The organism is Salinicola lusitanus, from assembly GCF_038648475.1.
GTDB classification, from domain to species: Bacteria; Pseudomonadota; Gammaproteobacteria; order Pseudomonadales; family Halomonadaceae; genus Salinicola; species Salinicola lusitanus.
The window spans coordinates 1,335,478-1,357,871 of the sequence record NZ_CP151919.1 but is presented as its reverse complement, the minus strand read 5'-3'; the positions used below and the strand labels follow the sequence as shown (position 1 = coordinate 1,357,871).

Sequence of the window (22,394 nt, the reverse complement as noted above, 5' to 3'; positions counted from 1 at the left end):
CATGTAAGACGGGTCGTTAACGAAAAAATAGGCGCGCCGCATGTTCACCATCGATGACCTGGCCGATCGCCTCGGCGGCTATCTCCCCGACGACGAGATTCAGCAGGTCAAACGCGCCTTCTACTACGCCGAACAGGCCCACGACGGCCAGCAGCGTCGTTCCGGCGAGCCCTACGTCACCCATCCCCTCGCCGTCGCCAATATCCTCGCCAACATGCACATGGACCATCAGAGCCTGATGGCCGCCATGCTGCACGATGTCATCGAGGACACCGGCGTCTCCCGGGAAGCGCTGGAAGCGCAGTTCGGCGAGGCCGTGGCAGAGCTGGTCGACGGCGTCTCGAAGCTGACCCAGATCACCTTCGAGGACAAGGCGGTCGCCCAGGCCGAGAACTTCCAGAAGATGGTGATGGCGATGTCCCGGGACATCCGGGTGATCATCGTCAAGCTCGCCGACCGCCTGCACAACATGCGCACGCTGGGTGCACTGCGCCCGGACAAGAAGCGCCGCATCGCCCGCGAAACCCTGGAGATCTACGCCCGCATCGCCGGGCGGCTGGGCATCAACACCATTCGCGTCGAGCTCGAGGACCTCTCGTTCCAGGCGATCCACCCGATGCGCGCCGAGCGCATCAAGCGCGCGGTGGCCAGCGCCCGCGGCAACCGCCGCTCGACCATGCGCCAGATCCAGACCAGCCTGCAGCGCCGGCTCGACGAAGACGACCTCACCGGCAGCGTGGTCGGGCGCCAGAAGCACCTGCTGTCGATCTACCGCAAGATGCACGACCAGCGTAAACCGTTCGCCGAGATCATGGACGTGTTCGGTTTCCGTATCATCACTGACAGCGTCGACAACTGCTATCGCGTGCTGGGCGCGGTGCACAATCTCTACAAGCCGGTGCCGGGGCGCTTCAAGGATTACATCGCCATCCCCAAGGCCAACGGTTACCAGAGCCTGCACACCACGCTGTTCGGCCCCAGCGGCATGCCGATCGAGGTGCAGATCCGTACCCGCGAGATGGAGGCGATGGCCAATAACGGCATCGCCGCCCACTGGCTCTACAAGGCCGGCCAGACCGAACGCCCCATCGCCGCCGGCAGCCATGCCCGGGCCCGCGAATGGGTCCGTGGCCTGCTCGAGATGCAGCGCCACGCCGGTGACTCGCTGGAGTTCATCGAACACGTCAAGAACGACTTGTTCCCGGACGATGTCTACATCTTCACCCCCAAAGGCGACATCATGGAGCTGCCGCAGGGGGCCACGGCGGTCGACTTCGCCTACAGTGTCCATACCGACATCGGCAACAGTTGCATCGCCTGCCGCATCGATCGTCATCTCGCGCCGCTGTCGACCCCGCTGGAGAGCGGCCAGACCCTGGAGATCATCACGGCCCCCGGCGCACGTCCCAATCTCGCCTGGCTCAATTTCGTGATCACCGCCAAGGCGCGCTCGGCGATTCGTCATGCGCTGAAGAGCCAGCAGCGCAGCGAAGCGATTCAGCTCGGCCGCCGCCTGCTCAACCGGGCGCTGGGCAGCTTCGAGACCAGCCTGGAGAAGCTGCCGCCGGAACGGCTCCCGGCGCTGCTGGAGGAGCTGGACCTCAAGACCGAGGACGATCTGCTCGAGACCATTGGCCTCGGTACCCGCCTGGCGCATGCCACGGCGCGGCGCCTGGTCGCGCGGGAACTCACCACGGATGTGGATACCGGGGCGAGCGACGACCCGCTGGAGCGGCTGCTGGAGGATTCGCCTCACAACGGTCCGATCGTGATCAACGGTTCCGAGAGCATGGCGATCAGCTTTGCCCGCTGCTGCCACCCGTTACCGGGAGACCCGGTCATCGGCCACCTCTCCATCGGCAAGGGGATCGTCGTCCACCGTCACGAATGTGGTAATCTCGACGAGTTGCGCGACGATCCCGACAAACTGGTCTCGTTGACCTGGTCGAAGCAGATCGATCAGGATTTCCCGGTACCGTTGCGGATCGAGGTCGAGACCCGGCGCGGCCTGATCGCCGAACTGGCCAGCCTGATCACCGATGCCGACGCCAATATCGAGCGTATCGGGATCGAGGAGCGCGATGCCAGGCTCTCGATCGTCAACCTGACCATTCTGGTCAAGGGGCGTGTTCATCTGGCGCGAATCATCAAGCGCCTGCGCAATCTGAACCATATCGGCCGCATCGTCCGCGCCCGAAACTAATCGCAGGATCGTTGCCCCGCCGTGGCCAACACGGCGGGGCAACGTTTTTTGCGTCATGGCTCCGTCCATGGACGGCGATATCGCCGAAACGCGGTTTGGATGTCAGGAACGCCGGATGGATCGGCGAGCGGGATGAAGCGCAAGGCGCAAGCACAGACTCGAAGCGAAGCGGACGTCCGACGGACGACCCCGCAGGTTTCGAGTCGACCGAAGCCTATGGATATAGGTGAGGATTGAGATCGGACCGGCACACCGGCACCGCACAACGACGCGATTTACCGGGGCCGCCGAGTCCACGCAGACATTGAAACAATGCTGGAGGGTACGCCATGAGCAACAAAGCCGTTATCAACACCGACAACGCCCCGGCCGCCATCGGCCCCTATTCCCAGGCGATCAAGTCGGGCAACACCGTCTATCTCTCGGGTCAGATTCCGCTCGATCCGAAGACCATGGAACTGGTCTCCCAGGAGTTCGAGGCCCAGGCCCGCCAGGTCTTCACCAACCTGTCCGCCGTGTGCCAGGAAGCCGCCGGCTCGCTGCAGGACATCGTCAAGCTCAACCTCTACCTGACCGACCTCGACAACTTCGGCGTGGTCAACCAGGTGATGGAGGAGTTCTTCCAGGCGCCGTTCCCGGCTCGCGCCGCGGTCGGCGTCAAGCAGCTCCCCAAGGGCAGCCAGGTGGAAGCCGAAGCGGTCATGGTCATCGGCGACTGAGTCCGTTGCTCGGCCCGCCGGAATCGGGGCGCACCATCAGGCACGCGCGGTCTGCGGTAGTTCGCCGCGCAGCTTGCTCACGTCCGCGCGCGGCGGCACTCCGAAAAGGCGGCTGTATTCGCGGCTGAAATGGGATGGGCTGCCGTACCCCACGCGGAAGCTGGCGGTGGCCGCCTCCATCCCTTCGGTCAGCATCAGCCTGCGCGCTTCATGGAGCCGCAGCTTCTTCTGGAACTGCACCGGCGACATCCGGGTGACCTGCTTGAAGCTGTGGAACAGCGACGACTCGCTCATGTTCACCATCTCCGCCAGTTCGCGAACGCGCAGCGGCTCGGTGAAGCGATCCTTGAGTGCCGCGATCACCTTCGCGATGCGGTGGGTCTGGGTATCGGCCACCGCGAACTTGCGCATGTGCAGGCCGATCTCGCCGATCAGTGCACGATAGAAGATCTCGCGCCGCACCAACGGTGCGAGGATGCGAATGTCCTGGGGTGAATCGAGCAGGTTGACCAGCCGCAGCATGGCTTCCACCAGGCCCTTCTCGGCCTGCACGCGACTCAGGCCGCAAGCCGTCTCGGCACACTCCCGCATCTCCATCTCACCCACGCCCTCCCCCAGCTCCAGTACCAGCGCGGTGATCTCCTGGGCATCGACGGCGAGCTTCAGCCCCAGGTAGGGCCTTTCCGCCGAGGCCTCGGTCACCTTGCCCAGCACCGGCAGATGCACCGCCGACACCATGCAGCTCAGCGGCCCATAGTCGATCTCCCGATCCCCCAGCCATATACGCTTGCTGCCCTGCGCGATCAGGCAGAGCGAGGGGTCGTAGACCGTCGAACCGAGACAGCTGGTGTGCGAGGAGTTGGCGCGCACCAACTCCAGCCCTGGCACCGATGTGGGCGTCAGGCCCTCTTCCGGTGCCCACTTCTGAATCTGACGGGCTAGAGTTTTCGCCAATTGGGCGAGCTCGTCATCTAATGTCTGAAAAACCGGTTGCACGATACTCATGTTCTCACCCCGTATGGATCGCCAATGCTCGATCTTGGATGTATCGCGAGTATATGCCGTCATAACGGTGCTTTTATGACGATTTGAGGACTTATGCAGGATTGGGCAAGACCTTTGAAGAAACGGGCAAGTCAACCGACGATCCCCTAAGACCGGCAGAGGCCAATAGGTATTCTGCTTCGAAGACTGGCGATATTGACAGGATCAGGCAATCAATACGGAGGAAACCGATAACGCCCGCTCGCGGCGCGAACGTACATTGTCAGGCCATGATCCCCCGCCGGCACCTGCCGTCTTGCGAAGGGCGACGGCGCGTTTTGACCGGCGCCACTCGCCTCGTCTTCATCGGTTGATCGACGCCCCTTGCTGCCGGCGCCGTCGGTCGATAACCCCCGAAACCGACTCGAAGGCACCCCAGGGCGATCCGCCGTGAAAGGTGGGGCAAGGGATCGATGACCGGGAATGAAACAAGGGAAGCCCAACAATGAACAAGTCCGACCACAAGCGTCTGTCGAAAACGGGTCTGACTCGCGGCCTAGGCGTGATGCTCGTCATCGCGCTGCTGGCCGGCTGCGATGCCCATGGCGAAGCGGACTCCGCCGCCGCGCCACCGCCGCCGGAAGTCGACGTGGCAACGGTGCTGGTGGAACCGATCACATTGCGTGAGACCTTTACCGGCCGCGTGGCATCACCGCAGACCGTGCAGGTCCGGCCACGAGTGAGCGGCTATATCGACGAGGTGGCCTTCGAGGAGGGAGAGCTGGTCGAGGCCGGCGACCTGCTGTTCCGGATCGACCCGCGCCCCTACGAAGCTCGCGTCCAGGCCGCCAAGGCATCGTTGGCACAGGCGCGCAGCCAGCGCCGGCTCACCGAAGTCGAGGCCGGCCGCTCCCGCCAGTTGATCCAGAAACACATGATTTCCCAGGAGCAGCACGATCAGCGCCAGGCGGCGGCGCTCAATGCCCAGGCCCAGGAGGCCGAGGCCGAGGCCGCGCTGACCAGTGCCGAACTGGACCTGCAGTACACCCAGGTGATCGCGCCGGTGACGGGCCGTACCGGACGAGCGATGGTCACCAAGGGCAATCTCGCCAGTGCCGACCAGTCGGTCCTGACCACGCTGGTGTCGGTGGACCCCTTGTACGTCTATTTCGACAGCAACGAAGCCGAAGCCCCCAGCGCCCAGGCACTGCTGAATCAAGGCAAGAGCGCCACGCTGCATATCGGCCTGACCGGCGAGACGGGTTTCCCGCATCCGGCGCAACTGGACTTCGTCGACAACCAGATCAACGCCGATACCGGCACGCTACGCTATCGCGCCGTGCTGCCCAACCCGGATGGCGCCTTCAGGCCCGGCCAGTTCGCCCGCGTGGAGATGCCCGTCGCCAATCTCGCCAAGGCAACGCTGGTGAATCGCAAGGCCGTGCTCGCCAATCAGGACCGACGTCTGGTCTACGTGGTCGGCGACGACAACACCGTGATGCCCCGACAGGTACAGCTTGGCCGCGAGGTGGGCGACCTGGTGGTGGTCGAGGAAGGCCTCGAGGCCGGAGAACGGGTGATCGTCAATGGCACCCAGAAGGTGTTCGCACCCGGCATGCCGGTCACGCCGAACCCGATCGCCATGCGGGAAGCGGAGGCGGGCAAGGCGGTTGCCACTCGATCCTGAGGCAGCCCTGCGCGCCGATCCACTCAACGCTTCCTGAAGCGCTTCTCTCCTCTGAATGACAAGACGCGGCGGGCATCGTCCCCGCCGCCCAGGAGCCTGCTGTCATGAATTTTTCCCGCTTTTTCGTCGACCGGCCGATCTTCGCCGCGGTGCTCTCGATCATCATCTTCGCGGTGGGCCTGATCTCCATTCCCAACCTGCCGATCGGCGAGTATCCGGAAGTGGTGCCGCCCTCGGTGCTGGTCCGCACCACCTACCCGGGCGCCAACCCCAAGGAGATCGCGGAAACCGTGGCGACGCCGCTGGAAGAGGCGATCACCGGCGTCGAGAACATGATGTACTTCAAGTCGGTGGCCGGTTCCGATGGCGTGCTGCAGATGACCATCACCTTCCAGCCCGGTACCGATCCCGAACAGGCCACCGTGCGGGTCCAGAATCGGGTCAGCCAGGCGCTGGCGCGGTTGCCGGAGGCGGTGAGGCGGCAGGGCGTGACCACCCAGAAGCAATCGCCCACCTTCCTGATGGTGGTGCACCTGGTCTCGCCGGATGACAGCTACGACACCCTCTACCTGCGCAACTACGCCCGCCTGCACGTACGCGACCAGCTGGCGAAGATTTCCGGCGTCGGTGAGGCCCAGATGTTCGGCGGCGGCGATTACGCCATGCGCGCCTGGCTGGATCCCGACCGCATTGCCTCCCATGGTCTCACCGCCGGCGACGTGGTCGCCGCCATGCGCGAGCAGAACGTGCAGGTCTCCGCCGGCCAAATCGGCGCCGAGCCGATGCCGCACAGCGATTTTCTCACCCTGATCAACGCCAAGGGCCGGCTGTCCACCGAGCAGGAGTTCGGCAACATCGTGCTCAAGGTCGGTGCCGACGGCCAAGTACTTCGGCTTCGCGATGTCGCGCGGCTCGAGATGGGCGCGGGCGACTACACCCTGCGCTCCCGGCTGGACGGCAAGGACGCGGTGGCGATCGGCATCTTCCAGTCGCCCGGCGCCAACGCGCTCCAGATCCGCGACCAGGTGATCCAAACCATGGACGAGCTGGCCACCCAGTTCCCGCCGGGGGTGGAATATCGCACCGTCTATGACACCACGCTGTTCGTCAGCGACTCGATCCGCTCGGTGATCCAGACCCTGCTGGAGGCGATACTGCTGGTGGTATTGGTGGTGACGCTGTTCCTGCAGACCTGGCGCGCCTCGCTGATTCCGCTGCTGGCGGTGCCGGTCTCGGTGGTGGGCACGTTCTCGGTGCTCTACCTGCTGGGCTACTCGATCAATACCCTGACCCTGTTCGGGCTGGTGCTGGCGATCGGCATCGTGGTGGATGACGCCATCGTGGTGGTGGAGAACGTGGAGCGCAACATCGGCCAGGGGCTGGCACCGCGGGCCGCCGCCCACCAGGCGATGCGCGAGGTCTCCGGCCCGATCGTCGCCATCGGCCTGGTGCTGTGCGCGGTATTCGTGCCGATGGCATTCCTCTCCGGGGTCACCGGCCAGTTCTACCGTCAGTTCGCGGTGACCATCGCCATCTCCACGGTCATCTCGACGATCAACTCGCTGACCCTGTCGCCAGCGCTGGCGGCGATGCTGCTCAGGTCCCACGACGCGCCCAGGGATCGCCTGACCCGAATCATCGACTTCCTGTTCGGCTGGCTGTTCCGGCCGTTCAACCGCTTCTTCAACGCCAGTTCCAATCGTTACCAGGGCGTGGTCGCGGGTAGCCTGCGCCGTCGCGGCGCGGTGTTCGTGATCTACCTGATCCTGCTGGGAACCACCGGTTATCTGTTCAAGCTGGTGCCGCCCGGGTTCATTCCGGTTCAGGACAAGATGTACCTGATCGCCGGCGTCAAGCTCCCCGAGGGGGCCTCGCTGGAGCGCACCGACGAGTTGTTGCGTCAGGTGGTGGATATCGCCATGGAGACCGACGGCGTCGAGCACGCCATCTCGTTCCCCGGCCTCAACGCGCTGCAGTTCACCAACACCGCCAACACCGGGCTGGCGTTCCTGACCCTGAAGCCATTCGACCAGCGCACCCGTACCGCGGCAGAGATCAACGCCGAGATCGCGGGCAGGATCGCCGGCCTCAAGGACGGCATCGCGTTCTCATTCATGCCGCCGCCGATCCTCGGGCTCGGCAACGGCTCCGGCTATCAGCTGTTCATCGAGGACCGTGGCGGGCTCGGCTACGGCCCGCTGCAGGAGGCGGTGACCGCGTTCCAGGGCGCGGTGGTGCAGACCCCGGGCATGTCCTATCCGATCACCAGCTACCAGGCCAACGTGCCCCAGCTCGATGCCGAGGTGGATCGCCTCAAGGCCAAGACCCAGGGCGTGGCGGTGAGCGACCTGTTCGACACCCTGCAGACCTATCTGGGCTCCACCTACGTCAACGATTTCAACAATTTCGGCCGCACCTGGCAGGTCATCGCCCAGGCCGACGCCCCCTACCGCGACAGCGTCGAGGACATCGCCCGGCTGCGTACCCGCAATGCCCTGGGCGAGATGGTGCCGATCGGCTCGATGATCGATATCCACCAGAGCTTCGGCCCCGACCCGGTGCTGCGCTTCAACGGCTATCCGGCGGCGGACCTGGCCGGCGAAGCCGACCCGCGGGTGCTCTCCTCGCCCCAGGCGATGGGCGTGCTGTCCGATATCGGCGAGCGGGTACTGCCGGATGGCATCGACTTCGAGTGGACCGACCTCAGCTATCAGCAGTTCACCCAGGGCAATGCCGCGCTGGTGGTCTTCCCGCTGGCGGTACTGCTGGTGTTCCTGGTTCTGGCCGCGCTCTACGAGAGCTGGACCCTGCCGCTTGCGGTGATCCTGATCGTGCCGATGTGCCTGCTCTCGGCGCTGGTCGGCGTCAGGATCTCCGGCGGCGACACCAACGTCTTCGTCCAGGTGGGGCTGGTGGTGCTGATCGGGCTGGCCTGCAAGAACGCGATTCTGATCGTCGAATTCGCCCGCGAGCTCGAGTTCCAGGGTCGCAGCGTGGTGGAGGCGGCGCTGGAAGCCTGCCGCCTGCGACTGCGTCCGATCATCATGACCTCGATCACCTTCACCGCGGCGGTGATACCGCTGGCGCTGGGTCACGGCGCCGGTGCCGAGGTGCGCCAGGCACTGGGCATCGCGGTCTTCGCCGGCATGCTCGGGGTGACCCTGTTCGGCCTGTTCCTGACGCCGGTCTTCTATGTCGCGCTGCGCAAGCTGGCCGGCCCGCTGCGCCAGGATCACGGCTCGACGATGGAGGGCGAGGAGCCTCGGCCCCACGACGGCCCCGCCTGAGCGGGAGCCACGCGCATACCGGGAAACCGTTGGCAACGAGGGGAACGATGCGCCACCCTGCAGGCAACGCCATCGGGAGCCGCCATCGTGATCCTTTCTCGCCGACTCTTCTTCGCCCTGTGGCCCGACGACGCCAGTCGTCGGGCGCTGGCCGCCGAGGCCGGACGCCTGGCACCCCGCTGCGGCGGCTACCCGCTACCGGCGCAGAACATGCATATCACGCTGGCGTTTCTGGGCAGTGTCGATGCCTCGCGGCTGGCGGCGCTGCTCGAGCTGACCCGGGCGTGGCCGGCGCCGCAGGGCGAGTGGACGCTGGATCGGCTCGGCCATTTCCCTCAGCCGCGCATCGTCTGGGCCGGCAGCCAGACGCCGGACCCTGCGTTGCTGGCACTCCATGCCGAGCTCTGGCAGGCACTCGCCCGTCACGGTTTCACCGCGCCACAGCGTGACTTCACCCCGCATGTCAGCCTGGTTCGCCAGGCCGACCTTGCGGCCCCGGATTCACGGCTACCCGCCCCGCTGCGCTGGCGCTTCGACCATCTCGCGCTGGTGGAATCGCAGCTCGGCGACGGCGGCTCGCGCTATCGCACCCTGGCTTGCCGTTCAGGCTGAGATCACGATGACCTATCCAGCTAGCACTCGTGCGCGGTTTCACAACGCTCACAGAACGCGACCACGTCGTCGTCCTGAAAATCGGAAAGCCTTGCGCTGATCGTCTCGAACGGCCAGTGCCACCAAGCGATGGCTTGCAGTCGGGTGACGATGTCGGGCGGAAAGCGGGATTTGATCGCGCGCGCGGGGACGCCGCCCACCACCGCATACGGGGCCACGTCTTTCGTCACCACGGCGCCCGCCGCCAGCACCGCGCCATTACCGACATGGACACCGGGCAACACCGTGACGCCATGCCCGATCCAAACGTCGTGACCAATCGTCACGCGCTGTTCGCGACGCTGGGCGAAAAAGCCCGCGTCGCGCTGCAGATCGGAATCGTAGTATTCCGGGCAGTAGGTAAAACGGTGCTGGGAAGGTCGTCCCATGGGGTGATTGGGCGCGCCAAGGCGCACATGATTGGCGATGGCGGTGAACTTGCCAATCGAGCAATCGGCCACATGGCAATATTCGCCGAGGTAGGAAAAATCCCCCAGCTCGCTGTATTCCATGTAGGTGTGAGCCAGAATCTCGCACTGTTCGCCGATCGAGCTCTCACGTATTTTCACGCTGTGATCGATGACCGTAGTCGAAAGTTTTGCAGCGCTCGGCGGATTGATAGTCGACATTCGTACCTCTTCCCGTTGGCGGTTTCGTCGAGTTGGAGCGGTCGTCGGCGGCGAAATCTTCAAACCAGAATTTCCAGACCATCTGCCGCGAGTTCGACCCCGACCGGCAGTGGCGAACTGCCTGTCATCATCGAAGCGTCCAGCTCGTGGCTGATATGCGTCAGCCAGGTGCGGGCGGGGTCGAGACGCTCGATGATCTCCAGCGCCATGGCGAGGTTGTTGTGGTTACGCGGCGTGTCAGAGGAATCCGGATGGGTCGCGTCGATCACCACGCCATGGGGTTGCCACTCGCTCAGGAAGCGCTCGGTGGCCCCGGGCAGGCCAACGGTGTCGCAGAGCCAGGCAATGCGCTGGGCGCCGTCTTCGATCGCATAGCCCAGCGTCGGCTTGCTGTGATTGAGCGGCAGCGGCGTCAGCGTGAGGCCGCCGAGGGTGAGGGGCCGAAACGGCTTGAGGCCGGGGCGGAAGTCGAGGATGCCGGGGTTCTTGTGCAGGTCGGCACAGCCCTGGGCATCCTTGGGGCCATACACCGGAATCGCCTCGCCCCGCCCCCAGCGCAGGTGCAGAAGCCCCTGGACGTGATCGGCGTGGTAGTGGGTCAGCAGGATCGCGGCCGGGCGCTGACGCTCGCAGCGCTCGGCCAGGTCCATGCGGCCGGCGTCGATCAGGATCAGCTCGCCATCGAGCTCGATCTCGCCGGCGCACGGCCCGCGGCGGTGGCAAGTCAGCAGCCGCGCCCGCTGACACGCCGGGCAGTCGCAACCGAAGCAGGGCACCTGGGCGCTGTCGCCGGTGCCGGCGAAACGCAGCTTCATGGCGGCGATGCCGTCGCGGGCGACGCCTCGACGAAAGCTTCGAGCGCCTCGATGCTCTGTGCCAGTTCGCCGCCGTTGTCGAGCCGCGGGATGTCGCCCAGGGTCTCCTCGTCGCCGCCCCGCGCCAGCCGCGCCTCGATCTCGGCCGGCGTCTCGCGCCCACGCGCGAGCAGACGTCGGCGCAGCACCTCGGCATCCGCCACCACCAGCAGTGGCACCAGCGACTCACCGAAGCGCGCCCGCGCGAGCGCCAGCGCGCGGCGACTGCCGTTGAGCACCACCGTATGCCCCGCCGTCAGCCAGGACTCGATCTCGATGCCGACGCCATAGTTGAGCCCATGCGCGCACCAGGCCAGGCAGAACAGCCCCTGCTTCCGGCGCCAGGCGAACTCGGCGGCGCTCAGTTCGACACAGTTCTCGCCGCTACCGCTGGCCCGGGTGATATAGCGATGCGCCACCAGCAGATCCGGACGGCGCTGGCGCAGTTCGCGCAGCAGGCTGTCCTTGCCGACCCCGCTGGCGCCCATGACGTAGATCAGACGCGACATCTCGGACCTCTCGGAAAATACGCCATCAATGCACCTGCTGGCCCGCAGACCAAACTCTCTGCACCACCGGATGCCCGTCGATCACGCGTACCCGCAGCAGGTCGGCACGCAGCCCCGGCGCCAGACGGCCGCGGTCCACCAGCCCGACCGCCTCGGCCGGAATGCGGGTCGCGGTGGCAACGGCATGGGGCAAGGCGTAGCCGTTCTCCATCGCCGCCACCTTGAACACCGCATCGAGCAGCGCGGCCGGGTAGTAATCCGACGACAGGATATCCAGCACGCCCAGCGCGACCAGCGCGGCGGCGGCGATATTGCCGGAGTGGGAGCCGCCACGAACCACGTTGGGCGCGCCCATCATCACCGCCATGCCGGCCCGGTGGGAGGCCTCGGCCGCCTCGAGGGTGGTCGGGAACTCCGCCACCCGGGTGCCGTACTCGGCGCTTTCGGCGACGTGCTCGACGGTGGCATCGTCATGGCTGGCGATCGCCAGACCGCGCTCGCGGCAGATCGCCGCAATGGCGCGACGATGCTCGGCGCTGTAGCGCTGGCTGTTGTCGATCTGGGACGCCATGAAGGCATTCATGGCCGCGTCGTCGAGCTTGTACTTGCCTTGATAGTAGATGCGATAGGCCTCGAGGCTGGCAAACTGGCGCTGACCGGGGGCGTGATCCATCAGCGATACCAGCCCCAGCAGCGGCGATGACGACAGCTCGTGGAAGCGTGCCAGCGTGTTCGGGTGGCTCACCTCGCAGCGCAGATGGAGACGATGATCGACCCGCGCCAGGCCGTCGTGGGCGATCCGCGCCAGGGCCTGGCACATATCGTCGAGTGAGCCGTGACGCATGCTCTGCTCGTCGACGTCGCCCACCGAGACCGCGTCGAAGACCGTGGTGATGCCGCTGGCCGCCATCTGGGCGTCATGGGCCAGCGCGGCCTGTAGCCCCGGCCACTCGACCTTGGGCCGCGGCTGGAAATACTTCTCCATGTTGTCGGTATGCAGCTCGACCAGCCCCGGCAGCAGGATGTCGCCCTCGCAGTCGATGGCGGCTGCGACCTGACTGGCACCGTGATCGACCGCGGCGATACGACCGTCGCGGATCACCAGCGTGCCGTCGACCGTCTCGTCGTCGAGCACCAGTGTGGCGTGGGTCAGGATCTGTTCCCGTGCACTCATGACAGGCTCTCCCGGTAGTGCTGGCTGGCGTTGGACAAGCCGCCCTGGTTGCCATCCAGCGGCAGCAGACGGTCGGCGACGCGCTCGCGCACGTCCTCGTCGTGAAAGATCCCGAGCATGGCGGTACCGCGCGCCTTGGCCTCGCCGATCAGCGCGATCACCACGTCGCGGTTGGCGGCGTCCAGCGAGGCGGTGGGCTCGTCGAGCAGCAGCAGCGGATGCTCGCCGATGAAGCCGCGGGCGATATTGACGCGCTGCTGCTCACCACCGGAGAAGGTCCCGGGGGGCAGTCGCCACAGCCGCTCGGGCAGATTGAGCCGGGCCAGCAGCGTCTCGGCTCGCTGGCGCGAGTCGGCTTCGTCGGCGCCGCGGGCCAGCAGCGGCTCCATCACCACATCGACGGCGGCGACCCGCGGCACCACCCGCAGAAACTGGCTGACATAGCCGATCACGTCGCGGCGCAGGCCATGCCAGGCATAGGTCGGCAGAGTCTCGAGATCGAGGTCGCCATCATCGAAGTGCAGCCGGATCCGGCCCTGATCGATGCGGTAGTCGCCGTAGAGCATCTTCAGCAGCGTGCTCTTGCCGATGCCGCTGCGTCCGGCCAGCACCAGACATTCACCGGCCTGCAGCGTCAGCGAGAGATCGTGCATCACGTCGATCTCGAGCCCGCCCTGGCCGTGAAGCAGGAACTGCTTGTGCAACCCGTTCACCGTGAGGCGAGGTCGGGCGTTCGTCATGGAATGCATTGAAATTCCTTCCTCAAGGCGTCAGGACAGAAGACACCAGCAGCTGCGTATATTCGTGCTGCGGGTCGTCGAGAATCTGGTCGGTGAGGCCGGTCTCGACCACCTGGCCGCGGCGCATCACCATCAGCCGGTGGGCGAGCAGGCGCGCCACGGCGAGATCGTGGGTCACCAGCACCACCGACAGGCCGAGCTGGCGTACCAGCGTGCGCAGCATGTCGAGCAGCCGCGCCTGTACCGAGACGTCGAGCCCGCCGGTGGGCTCGTCCATGAACACCAGCCGTGGCTGGGTGACCAGAGTGCGGGCGATCTGCAGCCGCTGCTGCATGCCGCCGGAGAAGGTCCGCGGGGCATCGTCGATACGCCCGGGGTCGAGTTCGACCTGGCGCATCCACGTCTGCCCGGTGGCGCGGAGCTGGCCGTAGTGGCGCTGACCCTGGGCCATCAGCCGTTCGCCGATGTTGGCCCCGGCGGACACGCCCATGCGCAGGCCGTCGCGGGGGTTCTGATGCACCAGCCCCCACTCGAGGCGCAGCAGTGCCCGGCGTCGCGCCTCGCCGATGGCGTAGAGATCGAGCTCGGCTTCCTCGGCCCCCGCATCATCCGTCTGACGGCGGTACAGGACCTGTCCGGCATCCGGCGCTTCCAGGCCGGCGAGCACCCGCAGCAGGGTCGACTTGCCGGAGCCGGACTCGCCGACGATGCCCAGCACTTCGCCGGCGTGGAGTTGAAAATCGATCGCCTCGCAGCCCTTGGCCGGGCCGTAGAGTCGGGTGATGCCCTGCACATCCAGCAGGACCGGGCGTTCCAGCACCGGCTTCTTCATGCCACTTCTCCCCGCCGGCTCTGGCAGTAGTCGGTATCGGAGCAGACGAACATCCGCCCGCCCTGGTCGTCGGTGATCACTTCGTCCAGATAGCTGTGATCGCTGCCGCACAGCGCGCAGGCGTGCTCCCAGCGCTGGATCTCGAACGGGTGATCCTCGAAGTCGAGGCTCTCGACCCGGGTGTAGGGCGGAATCGCGTAGAGCCGCTTTTCGCGACCGGCGCCGAACAGCATCAGCGCCGGATTGCCGTCGAGCTTGGGGTTGTCGAACTTGGGGATCGGCGAGGGATCCATCACGTAGCGCCCGTCGACCTTGACCGGGTAGGCGTAGGTGGTCGCGATATGGCCGTAGCGGGCGATGTCCTCGTAGAGCTTGACGTGCATCACGCCGTACTCCTCCAGCGCGTGCATCAGCCGGGTCTCCTGCTCGCTGGGTTCGATGAAGCGCAGCGGCTCGGGGATCGGCACCTGGAACACCAGGATCTGGCCGGCGCGCAGCGGGGTTTCGGGAATCCGGTGGCGGGTCTGGATCACGTCCGCGGCCGTGGTCGCAGTGGTGGTCTCGACCCCGGCCACGCGCTGAAAGAAGTGACGAATACTGACCGCATTGGTGGTGTCGTCGGCGCCCTGGTCGATCACCTTGAGGATGTCGTCGGCGCCGAGAATGCTGGCGGTGAGCTGCACGCCGCCGGTGCCCCAGCCGTAGGGCATCGGCATCTCGCGGCCGCCGAACGGCACCTGGTAGCCGGGGATCGCCACCGCCTTGAGCAGCGCGCGGCGGATCATGCGTTTGGTCTGTTCGTCGAGGTAGGCGAAGTTGTATCCGTTCATATCAACGCTCCTCCGGTTGGGGGCTGGCCGTATCGCGAGCACTATCAAGTTCGGCCTGGCGCGAGGCATGTTCGCGACGCAGCCGCCTGAGCAGATCCAGCTCGGACTGGAAGTCGACGTAGTGCGGCAGCTTCAGGTGGGAGACGAAGCCGGAGGCGTCGACGCTGTCGGCGTGGGCCAGCACGAACTCCGCCTGCTGCGCCGGGCCACTGATCGGCTCGCCCAGCTCCTCGGCGCGCAGGGCGCGATCGACCAGCGCCATGGCCATGGTCTTGCGCTCGTTGTGGCCGAAGGCGAGGCCATAGCCCCGGGTGAACTGCGGCGCGGCTTCGCGCGAGCCGCCGAACTGGTTGATCATCTGGCACTCGCTCAGCGCGATCTCGCCGACGCAGATCGTCTCGTCCCACTCCTCGACGTGGATCTCCACTTCCACCTGGCCCAGGCGAATCTCGCCGGCGAACGGATGGTTGCGGCCGTAGCCGCGCTGGGTGGAGTAGCCCAGCGCCAGCAGGTAGCCCTCGTCACCGCGGGCCAGCATCTGCAGCCGGGCGGCCCGGTTCATCGGGTAATCGGGCGGATCGCGGGTGATATCCATGGGCTCGCTGCCGTCGTCGATCGCCTGCTCCACCAGGCCCTCGTCGTTGAGCAGCTCGAGGATCTGCGGGCAGGGCTCGGCGTCGGTGACGTTATCCCGGGTCTCGGCAGGCGGCACCTCGGCGCCGGCCAGCTGCAGGAAATCGAGCAGCCGATGGGTGTAGTCGTAGGTCGGGCCCAGAATCTGGCCGCCGGGAATGTCCTTGTAGGTAGCGCTGATGCGCCGCTCGATGCGCATGCCGGCGGTGTCGAGCGGCTCGCTGACCGCCAGGCGCGGCAGCGTGGTGCGATAGGCGCGCAGCAGGAACACGGCCTCGGTGAGATCGCCGCTGGCCTGCTTGAAGGCCAGCGCGGCGAGCTCGGGATCATAGAGCGAGGCTTCGCTCATCACCCGGTCGACGGCCAGCCGCAGCTGATCGCCGATCTGGGCGACCTCGAGTTCTGGGCGCTCGCGGTCACCGCGACGGCGGTCGGCCAGCCAGCGGTGGGCACTGGCGATCGCCTGCTCGCCTCCCTTGACGGCAACGTACATCAGTTCACCTCCTTGGCATCGGCGCGCGTGACGCGGGTGCTGCGTGGCACCGCCGCCAGCCGCGCGCCGCAGCCGAAGATCATGTCCAGCCCCTGGGGGAAGCTGGTGCGATTGGCGCCAAGGCGGCTCATCAGCCGCCGACAGCCGGGGCTGTCACCGATATCGAGCAGCCGCGAGTCGGCGATACCGGGGCCACTGAGCCGCCAGCCGTTGGTATCGCCGCGTGCCTCGTTCGAATCGTTTTCCAGCCGCTCGACGGCGACCAGCAGCGTGGTGCCGCGGTCGGGGTAGGTATCGCTGCCCAGCGCAAACGGCATCTCTGGATCGAAGGCGTCATGGGTCAGCAGCGCAAAATCGGCGCTCGCCGGGTCGTCGGTGATGCGCGCCCCGGTGTGGAAGGCCAGCGCCTGGCGCAGGGCCGGCGAGTCGAGATCGGCGGCGATCCACACACGTGTCTCGAGATCGCAGAGCGTCAGCACCACCCCCCACAGTGCGGCGCCCAGGGCGTCACTCGGCGGTGCCTGGGGCGGTGTCGGCACGACCAGCGTCTCGAGCGTGCCCGGCTCGGACATTGCGCCGAGAATCTGGCGAAACAGACGCTGGCTGTCGTGGGCGGGGTCATCCAGCCCGGGCCAGGCTGCACTCACTGCTTCTCTCTTCCCGCTCTCGCTCTGCGGCGTGATATCTCTCTGCGTCATCGTCACTCTCCCCTGACCAGCGTGAAGAAATCGACCCGGGTGGCGGCAGCGGTGGCCGCATCACGTCGCTGGCGCGCGGCGAGCTCGTCGGCCAGCGGCGCCAGCACCTGGGTCTCGAGTGCTTCCTGCCACTCCGCGTGCTGGGCGACGGCATCGGCCAGCGCGATCAGTTCGGCGTGACGATGATCGCGCCCGCGCACCCAGCCGTGGCCGACAGTGCCGTCATCGAGCGCCACGCTGGCGCGGGTCAGGGTCATCTCGCCCAGGTGGAAAGCGTTGCCGGTGGCGCCGATGCGCCCCTTGAGCATCGCCATGCCGGTCTCCGGCCCGCGCAGGCAGCGGTGGCTGGGCAGTCGGCCCAGCGCGCCCCAGCGGGCTTCGATGTGGTGACGGGAGGAGAGCGCCAGCAGTCGCTGGCGGGCGCCTCGGGAGGTGCGAGTCATGCGTCGTCCTCGTCGGATGGAAAGAGAGCGGAAGGATCGCTGGCGCCGTCGTGACGGCGGCCCGCGGCTTCCTCGAAATCCCGGCCCGCGGCTTCCTCGAAATCGATGTGATAGGAGAGCCGATCGGCCCGCGCCCGCCCCACGGAGACCTCCACCAGCGCCCCCTCGGCGTCGGTGTTGTCGCTGGTCATCACCAGCAGCGGGGCGTTGAGCGGGCACTGTAGCCAGCGGGTGTCGTCGCGATCGGCGCCGACGGCGTCGATGCGCACCCGCCGCCGATGCAGCTGCAGGCCGTAGTGCTGGGTCAGCAGGGCGCGGGTGGAACCGCCGCGATAGCGCGCCAGCCAGCCAGGCACCCGCTCAGGATCGAACCAGTGGCGCAGGCGCATCAGCGGGGCGTCGTCGACGGTGCGCACGGTATCGACCCGCAGCAGCGGCTCGCTGACAGGCCGTCCGAAGCGCTGGGCGATGGCCTCGGGAGGATTCACGAGCCCCTGCTCGAGGCAGCAGGTCGTCGAGGGCAGCCCGAGGCCGGCCAGGTTCTGGGTCACCTTGCTGCCGGCGCTGACGGCGTAGTCGAGTCGGCGATCGACGACCTGGGTGCCACGCCCCTGATGGCGGGTCACCATGCCGGCGGCGACCAGTTCGTCCAGCGCGCGCCGCACGGTGTGGCGGTTGACCGCGAAGCGCTTGGCGAGCTGTGCCTCGGTCGGCAGCAGATCGCCCGGGGCGTAGTCGGCACGGACCTCGCGGACCAGCACCTCGGCCAGTTCGCGGTAGCGGGGTAGTGTCAAAACTTGTCTAGACATCATCGGATACGCTCAAACCTGGATTGGAATATCCTCCAGGCCGTCTACGAAAAGTCGCCGAGCGACGCCCAGACAAGGCAAAAATTGGCGAAAAAGCGGAGTTTACGTGTGTGTAAATGAGCATTTTGAGCCGATTTTTAACGCGGTATGGGCGAGCGCAGGCAGTTTTCGTCATGGCCTAGATGAAGCGCTTGCGAACACGCTGCGAAACCATGTCCAGCAGCGTCACGGCGACGATGATCACCAGCATGATCGTGGCGGTCTCGGTGTACTGGAAACCGCGCATGGTCTCCCACAGCGATACCCCGATACCGCCGCCGCCGACCATGCCGAGCACGGTGGCGGAGCGGATGTTGGATTCGAAGCGATAGAGACTGACCGAGATCCACAGCGGCAGTACCTGGGGGATCAGGCCGAAGACGATCTCCTCCAGCCGCCCGGCACCGGTGACGCGGATGCCCTCCATCGGCCCGGCGTCGGTGGCCTCCACCGCTTCCGAGAAGAGCTTGGCGAGCACACCGGTGGTATGGACGAACAGCGCCATGGTGCCGGCGAAGGGACCGAGCCCGACGGCGACCACGAACAGCATCGCGAACACCAGTTCGTTGATCGCACGGCAGGCGTCCATCAACCGCCGCACCGGCTGGTTGATCCACCACGGCGCCAGGTTTTCCGACGAGAGCAGGCCGAAGGGGATGGCGAACAGCACCGCCAGCAGCGTGCCCCAGATGGCGATCTGGATGGTGACCAGCATCTGGTCGATGTAGTGGTCGAGACGGCCGAAGGTGGGCGGCACGAAGTCGGCGGCCAGGGTCGCCATGTTGCCGGCGTTCTGGAACAGCAGGCTCGGCGCCATCTCGGCGCCCTGCCAGGCCCAGCCCAGCACGACGACGGCAATGGCCCAGCCCAGCAGGGTGGTCCAGCGGCGTCTGCCGGATCGGGCGCGAATGTCGAAGGAAGCGGCGCTTTGCATAAGTGTTGTCCTGACGCAGTCGGTGAAGACCGGGATGGCGCTATCGCTGGCGGCAGGGCGCTGTCCGCGGCCCGCCGCCAGCGATGAACGCGGTCCTAGTCGACCATCGCCGTGGTGTTGTCGGCGCGCTCGGCCTGGGCGGCGTCGCGGGCTTCCATGCGTTGGTTCAGCGTGTCGAGACGGGCGTCGAGATCCGCCAGTTGCTGCTGCTTGGCATCGGCATCGAGCGAATCATCGGCGGCGACCTGGGCGCGCTGCTTGAACAGCTCGAGCTGACGGATCGGCAGCAGCTGATCGTTGTCGGAAGCGGCGAAGCCGGACCACTGCAGCGGCTCGAGGATCGCTTTCTGCTGTTCGGTGTCGCCGTAGCCGAGGAAGAACTGGCGCAGTTCGTCCTTGGTCTGCTGCGGCAGATTGGTGCGCCAGACCAGCGGATCGGACGGGATCAGCGGCGACTTCCAGATCACCTTGAGCTGGGCAGCCTTGTCGGGATGGGTGAGCTCCAGGCGCTCCATGCCCTCGGTATTGAAGGTGGCGACATCGACCTGGCCGTTGGCCACGGTCAGCGCATTGGTCTCGTGGCTGGCATTGAGCGTGCGCTTGAACGCGGTGTTGGGATCGACATGATTCTTGGCGAAGACGTAGTAGCCCGGCACCAGATAGCCCGAGGTGGAGTTGGGGTCGCCATTGCCGAAGGTCAGCTTGCTGGCGTTGGCGAGGATCTCCTGAACGTTGTCATAGGGGCTGTCCTTGTTGACGATCATCAGGCTCCAGTATCCCGGGTCGCCGTTGGCGGCGACGGTCTGGGCGAAGATCTCGCCGCCGGCGCGATCGACCGCTTCCATCGCCGACTTGTTGCCGTACCAGGCGAGGTCGATCTTGTCGAAACGCATCGCCTGAATCACCGCGGCGTAGTCGGTGGCGAAGAACGGCTCGACCTTGACGCCCAGGGCCTTGGACATGTCATCCAGGAACGGCTGCCACTGGGTCGCCTGGTTGGTGCTCGATTCGGTGGAGATGATGCCGAAGCGCAGCGGCTCGTCGGCGGCCTGGGCGGAACCGACGGCAAGCGTGCCGCCGAGCAGTCCGAGCCCGGCGATCAGCGGCAGGGCCGTGCGGCGCAACAGGGATGAGATCATGTCGTTTCCTCGAGGTGTCGTGGGTGATGAATCGTGGGTCTTGAGTCGAATGCCTGCCCGGATCAGCCCACCGCATGCAGCGGCGGCGCGATCCGGTGGCCAGGCTGACGGGACTCGAGCTCGTCGAGACCGGCGTTCTCGTAGAGCGCCTGCAGGCGAGCATCGGTGAGGCCGGCGATCGGCCCGTCGTAGTAGAGGCGCCCCTGCTTCAATGCGATGGCGCGGCGGCAGTAGCGGCGGGCAACATCGACCTGATGCAGGGTGACGACGATGGTGCGGCCATCCTCGCGATTGATGCGCTGCAGGATCTCCATCACCTCGCGGGCACTACGCGGGTCGAGGGAGGCGATCGGCTCGTCGGCGAAGATGACCTCCGCCTCCTGCACCAGCGCCCGGGCGATGGCGACGCGCTGCATCTGGCCGCCCGACAGCGTGTTGGCACGCTGGTGGGCCAGCCCGACGATGCCGACCCGTTCGAGGGCCTGCAGCGCCTTGTCCCGCTCCTGGTGGGTGAAACGGCCGGTCAGGGCCCGCCAGCGCGGCATCGCGCCAAGGTGGCCGACCAGCACGTTGGTCATGACGCTCAACCGGCCGGCGAGGTTGAACTGCTGGAAGATGTAGCCGCAGCGACGCCGCTGTTCGCGGCTGGCCCCGAGCAGACGCCCGTTGCGCTGCACGTCGCGATCCAGCACCCGGACATGGCTGTGCGACTGACGATCGGCGCGTGTCAGGCCGATCAGATGGCGCAACAGGGTCGACTTACCCGAGCCGGAGGGCCCGATCAACGTGACCAGCTCGCCGGCGTGGATCTCGAAACCGATCTCGCGCAGCGCCGCATGGTGACCGAAGGATTTGTCGAGCCGTTCGACGCTAACGATGGCGGTCATACGATTCGTCCCGGAAAGTGTCGGGCCGTGATTCGGACTACGAATCCCTGGCCCCGAAGTGTTGGACACAGTCTGGCGACGTCGTGTGACGGTTATTTATCTAGACAATTAAGAAACGATGACAGCTTGGACGGTGGTACGAGCCACAAAAAAAGCGCCCGGAGGCGCTTTATCAGATATTTCAGCGGATTGAGAAATCGTGTCATCGGATCGACATCGATTCGCCGTCGAAACGTCACAGACGAGCGACATGACGCACCGGGCTAGCGCCCTGACGTCACGCCTTCTCCTTGGCCGACAGAAAGCCGCCCTGCTGGAGCACGTCTTCGTAACCTTCGCGGAAGGTGGGATAGCGAAACGTGTAGCCGGAATCGAGCAGCTGCCGGTTATTGCAGCGCTTGCTCGAGCGACGCCGCAACGGCGACTGGATCACCTCCGGCGTCTCGACCTTGAGTCGCTTGGCGATCCACGCCATCACTTCGTGCAGCGGCGCGGAGTCGCAGTCGCTGGCCAGGTAGACCGGCTCCAGCGGCTTGCCTTCCAATGACAGCTGAACCAGATGTGCGATGACCCCGGCGCAGTCGTCGCGATGGATACGGTTGGAGTACATCGGCGGGTTCGAGGCCGCGATCCGGCCCTCCTGCACCTGGCGGATGAGCCGATCGCGCCCCGGGCCGTAGATACCCGAGAAACGCACCGCCGTGCCGGGCAGATCGTGGGCGAGCAGCGCCTGCTCGGCTTCGCGCATCAGCGTGCCGGAGAAACCGTTCGGGTCGGTTTCCGAGGTTTCGTCGACCTCCTCGCCGCCCTGCTGGGCGTAGACGCTCGTCGAGGAGACGAAGAGCACTCGCTCCGGCTTTTTCTCGCGGGCCCCGAACGTTTCGAGCACCGCTTTCAGCCCGGTCGGATACGCCGTCTCGTAGGCCGACTCCTCGAACCGATCCGCGGTCACCGCGTAGACGATGATGTCGGCATCCGGCAGTGCCGCCAGCGCCGCTTCGTCAGTGACGTCCAGCGCCACCGCCTCGATGCCGGTTCCCTCCAGCGCGCCGACATTGCGCCGCGCGCCGATCACGCGATGACCGGCAGCGATCAACTGCTTCCCGAGCTGAGTGCCGATATCGCCACAGCCGAGAATTAGCGTTGTTTTCTTCACCTTTCCCTAGCCTCTTGGTAAAACGTCCTTGATGATTCGTCCCTGAGGACGCGCACGCACGAGC

21 protein-coding genes are annotated in these 22,394 nt (G+C 66.2%); 5 read left to right on the top strand and 16 right to left on the bottom strand.

Features of this window, described 5'->3' with window-relative positions; genetic code table 11:
• Positions 1-40 precede the first annotated feature (40 nt).
• Positions 41-2,203: a RelA/SpoT family protein gene (locus AAGT95_RS06235; RefSeq protein ID WP_342595901.1), complete on the top strand. Its 2,163-nt coding sequence runs from the start codon at positions 41-43 to the stop codon at positions 2,201-2,203.
• Positions 2,204-2,532: 329 nt separating this feature from the next.
• Positions 2,533-2,922: a RidA family protein gene (locus AAGT95_RS06230; protein ID WP_110601828.1), complete on the top strand. Its 390-nt coding sequence runs from the start codon at positions 2,533-2,535 to the stop codon at positions 2,920-2,922.
• A 36-nt stretch (positions 2,923-2,958) separates the two neighbouring features.
• On the opposite strand, the gene AAGT95_RS06225 is transcribed toward AAGT95_RS06230, so the two are convergent.
• Positions 2,959-3,927 carry an AraC family transcriptional regulator gene (locus AAGT95_RS06225; RefSeq protein WP_110715353.1) on the bottom strand — a complete coding sequence of 323 codons (969 nt, stop codon included), beginning with the start codon at positions 3,925-3,927 and terminating at the stop codon, positions 2,959-2,961.
• 484 nt (positions 3,928-4,411) lie between these two features.
• Between AAGT95_RS06225 and AAGT95_RS06220 the strand changes: the two genes are divergently transcribed.
• From AAGT95_RS06220 to thpR, 3 genes are all read left to right on the top strand, one after another.
• On the top strand, positions 4,412-5,593 hold the full coding sequence (locus AAGT95_RS06220) for an efflux RND transporter periplasmic adaptor subunit (RefSeq protein WP_342595900.1): 1,182 nt from the start codon (positions 4,412-4,414) through the stop codon (positions 5,591-5,593).
• Positions 5,594-5,697: 104 nt separating this feature from the next.
• Positions 5,698-8,880 carry a multidrug efflux RND transporter permease subunit gene (locus AAGT95_RS06215; RefSeq protein ID WP_342595899.1) on the top strand — a complete coding sequence of 1,061 codons (3,183 nt, stop codon included), beginning with the start codon at positions 5,698-5,700 and terminating at the stop codon, positions 8,878-8,880.
• An 87-nt stretch (positions 8,881-8,967) separates the two neighbouring features.
• Complete coding sequence (gene thpR, locus AAGT95_RS06210; protein ID WP_342595898.1) at positions 8,968-9,492, top strand: RNA 2',3'-cyclic phosphodiesterase; 525 nt, start codon at positions 8,968-8,970, stop codon at positions 9,490-9,492.
• A gap of 20 nt (positions 9,493-9,512) precedes the next feature.
• Here thpR and AAGT95_RS06205 read toward each other — a convergent pair whose 3' ends face one another.
• The 15 genes from AAGT95_RS06205 to AAGT95_RS06135 all read right to left on the bottom strand — a co-directional run bounded on the left by AAGT95_RS06205 (position 9,513) and on the right by AAGT95_RS06135 (position 22,330).
• Positions 9,513-10,160, bottom strand: a complete 648-nt coding sequence (locus AAGT95_RS06205) for a DapH/DapD/GlmU-related protein (RefSeq protein ID WP_342595897.1) — start codon at positions 10,158-10,160, stop codon at positions 9,513-9,515.
• A 59-nt stretch (positions 10,161-10,219) separates the two neighbouring features.
• The gene (gene phnP / locus AAGT95_RS06200) at positions 10,220-10,975 is read right to left on the bottom strand and encodes a phosphonate metabolism protein PhnP (RefSeq protein WP_342595896.1); all 756 of its coding nucleotides are present in this window, start codon (positions 10,973-10,975) and stop codon (positions 10,220-10,222) included.
• On the bottom strand, positions 10,972-11,523 hold the full coding sequence (gene phnN / locus AAGT95_RS06195; RefSeq protein WP_342595895.1) for a ribose 1,5-bisphosphokinase: 552 nt from the start codon (positions 11,521-11,523) through the stop codon (positions 10,972-10,974). The genes phnP and phnN overlap by 4 nt, the downstream gene beginning before the upstream one ends.
• 25 nt (positions 11,524-11,548) lie before the next feature.
• Positions 11,549-12,697 carry an alpha-D-ribose 1-methylphosphonate 5-triphosphate diphosphatase gene (locus AAGT95_RS06190; RefSeq protein WP_342595894.1) on the bottom strand — a complete coding sequence of 383 codons (1,149 nt, stop codon included), beginning with the start codon at positions 12,695-12,697 and terminating at the stop codon, positions 11,549-11,551.
• Entirely contained in the window at positions 12,694-13,446 is a 753-nt protein-coding gene (phnL, locus tag AAGT95_RS06185) for a phosphonate C-P lyase system protein PhnL (protein ID WP_342595893.1), read from the bottom strand. The genes AAGT95_RS06190 and phnL overlap by 4 nt, the downstream gene beginning before the upstream one ends.
• 13 nt (positions 13,447-13,459) lie before the next feature.
• Positions 13,460-14,269, bottom strand: coding sequence for a phosphonate C-P lyase system protein PhnK (gene phnK / locus AAGT95_RS06180; protein WP_110601814.1), 810 nt, complete (start codon positions 14,267-14,269; stop codon positions 13,460-13,462).
• Entirely contained in the window at positions 14,266-15,099 is an 834-nt protein-coding gene (locus AAGT95_RS06175; protein WP_110601812.1) for an alpha-D-ribose 1-methylphosphonate 5-phosphate C-P-lyase PhnJ, read from the bottom strand. The genes phnK and AAGT95_RS06175 overlap by 4 nt, the downstream gene beginning before the upstream one ends.
• 1 nt (position 15,100) lies before the next feature.
• Positions 15,101-16,225 carry a carbon-phosphorus lyase complex subunit PhnI gene (locus AAGT95_RS06170; RefSeq protein WP_342595892.1) on the bottom strand — a complete coding sequence of 375 codons (1,125 nt, stop codon included), beginning with the start codon at positions 16,223-16,225 and terminating at the stop codon, positions 15,101-15,103.
• Positions 16,225-16,923, bottom strand: a complete 699-nt coding sequence (gene phnH, locus AAGT95_RS06165) for a phosphonate C-P lyase system protein PhnH (RefSeq protein WP_342595891.1) — start codon at positions 16,921-16,923, stop codon at positions 16,225-16,227. Before phnH ends, AAGT95_RS06170 begins: the two co-directional genes overlap by 1 nt.
• Before the next feature lie 2 nt (positions 16,924-16,925).
• On the bottom strand, positions 16,926-17,366 hold the full coding sequence (gene phnG / locus AAGT95_RS06160) for a phosphonate C-P lyase system protein PhnG (RefSeq protein ID WP_342595890.1): 441 nt from the start codon (positions 17,364-17,366) through the stop codon (positions 16,926-16,928).
• A complete protein-coding gene (phnF, locus tag AAGT95_RS06155; RefSeq protein ID WP_157958447.1) occupies positions 17,363-18,175 on the bottom strand; it encodes a phosphonate metabolism transcriptional regulator PhnF in 813 nt (270 codons plus the stop codon). The genes phnG and phnF overlap by 4 nt, the downstream gene beginning before the upstream one ends.
• A 178-nt stretch (positions 18,176-18,353) precedes the next feature.
• Positions 18,354-19,148, bottom strand: coding sequence for a phosphonate ABC transporter, permease protein PhnE (gene phnE, locus AAGT95_RS06150; protein WP_110601807.1), 795 nt, complete (start codon positions 19,146-19,148; stop codon positions 18,354-18,356).
• A gap of 95 nt (positions 19,149-19,243) precedes the next feature.
• Positions 19,244-20,287 (bottom strand): phosphonate ABC transporter substrate-binding protein, encoded by a 1,044-nt coding sequence (phnD, locus tag AAGT95_RS06145; protein WP_342595889.1) that lies wholly within the window; start codon positions 20,285-20,287, stop codon positions 19,244-19,246.
• 62 nt (positions 20,288-20,349) lie between these two features.
• Entirely contained in the window at positions 20,350-21,174 is an 825-nt protein-coding gene (phnC, locus tag AAGT95_RS06140) for a phosphonate ABC transporter ATP-binding protein (RefSeq protein ID WP_110601804.1), read from the bottom strand.
• 277 nt (positions 21,175-21,451) lie between these two features.
• Entirely contained in the window at positions 21,452-22,330 is an 879-nt protein-coding gene (locus AAGT95_RS06135; RefSeq protein ID WP_110601803.1) for an NAD(P)H-binding protein, read from the bottom strand.
• Positions 22,331-22,394 lie beyond the last annotated feature (64 nt).

Bases quoted from the DNA above. Each gene is read 5' to 3' on its own strand.
- phnN (WP_342595895.1), bottom strand. From the start codon at position 11,523: ATGTCGCGTCTGATCTACGTCATGGGCGCCAGCGGGGTCGGCAAGGAC.
- AAGT95_RS06220 (WP_342595900.1), top strand. From the start codon at position 4,412: ATGAACAAGTCCGACCACAAGCGTCTGTCGAAAACGGGTCTGACTCGC.
- phnC (WP_110601804.1), bottom strand. From the start codon at position 21,174: ATGACCGCCATCGTTAGCGTCGAACGGCTCGACAAATCCTTCGGTCAC.
- AAGT95_RS06205 (WP_342595897.1), bottom strand. From the start codon at position 10,160: ATGTCGACTATCAATCCGCCGAGCGCTGCAAAACTTTCGACTACGGTC.
- phnE (WP_110601807.1), bottom strand. From the start codon at position 19,148: ATGCAAAGCGCCGCTTCCTTCGACATTCGCGCCCGATCCGGCAGACGC.
- phnH (WP_342595891.1), bottom strand. From the start codon at position 16,923: ATGACGCAGAGAGATATCACGCCGCAGAGCGAGAGCGGGAAGAGAGAA.
- AAGT95_RS06215 (WP_342595899.1), top strand. From the start codon at position 5,698: ATGAATTTTTCCCGCTTTTTCGTCGACCGGCCGATCTTCGCCGCGGTG.
- phnP (WP_342595896.1), bottom strand. From the start codon at position 10,975: ATGAAGCTGCGTTTCGCCGGCACCGGCGACAGCGCCCAGGTGCCCTGC.
- phnL (WP_342595893.1), bottom strand. From the start codon at position 13,446: ATGCATTCCATGACGAACGCCCGACCTCGCCTCACGGTGAACGGGTTG.
- AAGT95_RS06225 (WP_110715353.1), bottom strand. From the start codon at position 3,927: ATGAGTATCGTGCAACCGGTTTTTCAGACATTAGATGACGAGCTCGCC.
- AAGT95_RS06235 (WP_342595901.1), top strand. From the start codon at position 41: ATGTTCACCATCGATGACCTGGCCGATCGCCTCGGCGGCTATCTCCCC.
- phnD (WP_342595889.1), bottom strand. From the start codon at position 20,287: ATGATCTCATCCCTGTTGCGCCGCACGGCCCTGCCGCTGATCGCCGGG.
- phnK (WP_110601814.1), bottom strand. From the start codon at position 14,269: ATGAAGAAGCCGGTGCTGGAACGCCCGGTCCTGCTGGATGTGCAGGGC.
- AAGT95_RS06175 (WP_110601812.1), bottom strand. From the start codon at position 15,099: ATGAACGGATACAACTTCGCCTACCTCGACGAACAGACCAAACGCATG.
- AAGT95_RS06170 (WP_342595892.1), bottom strand. From the start codon at position 16,225: ATGTACGTTGCCGTCAAGGGAGGCGAGCAGGCGATCGCCAGTGCCCAC.
- AAGT95_RS06230 (WP_110601828.1), top strand. From the start codon at position 2,533: ATGAGCAACAAAGCCGTTATCAACACCGACAACGCCCCGGCCGCCATC.
- AAGT95_RS06190 (WP_342595894.1), bottom strand. From the start codon at position 12,697: ATGAGTGCACGGGAACAGATCCTGACCCACGCCACACTGGTGCTCGAC.
- phnG (WP_342595890.1), bottom strand. From the start codon at position 17,366: ATGACTCGCACCTCCCGAGGCGCCCGCCAGCGACTGCTGGCGCTCTCC.
- phnF (WP_157958447.1), bottom strand. From the start codon at position 18,175: ATGTCTAGACAAGTTTTGACACTACCCCGCTACCGCGAACTGGCCGAG.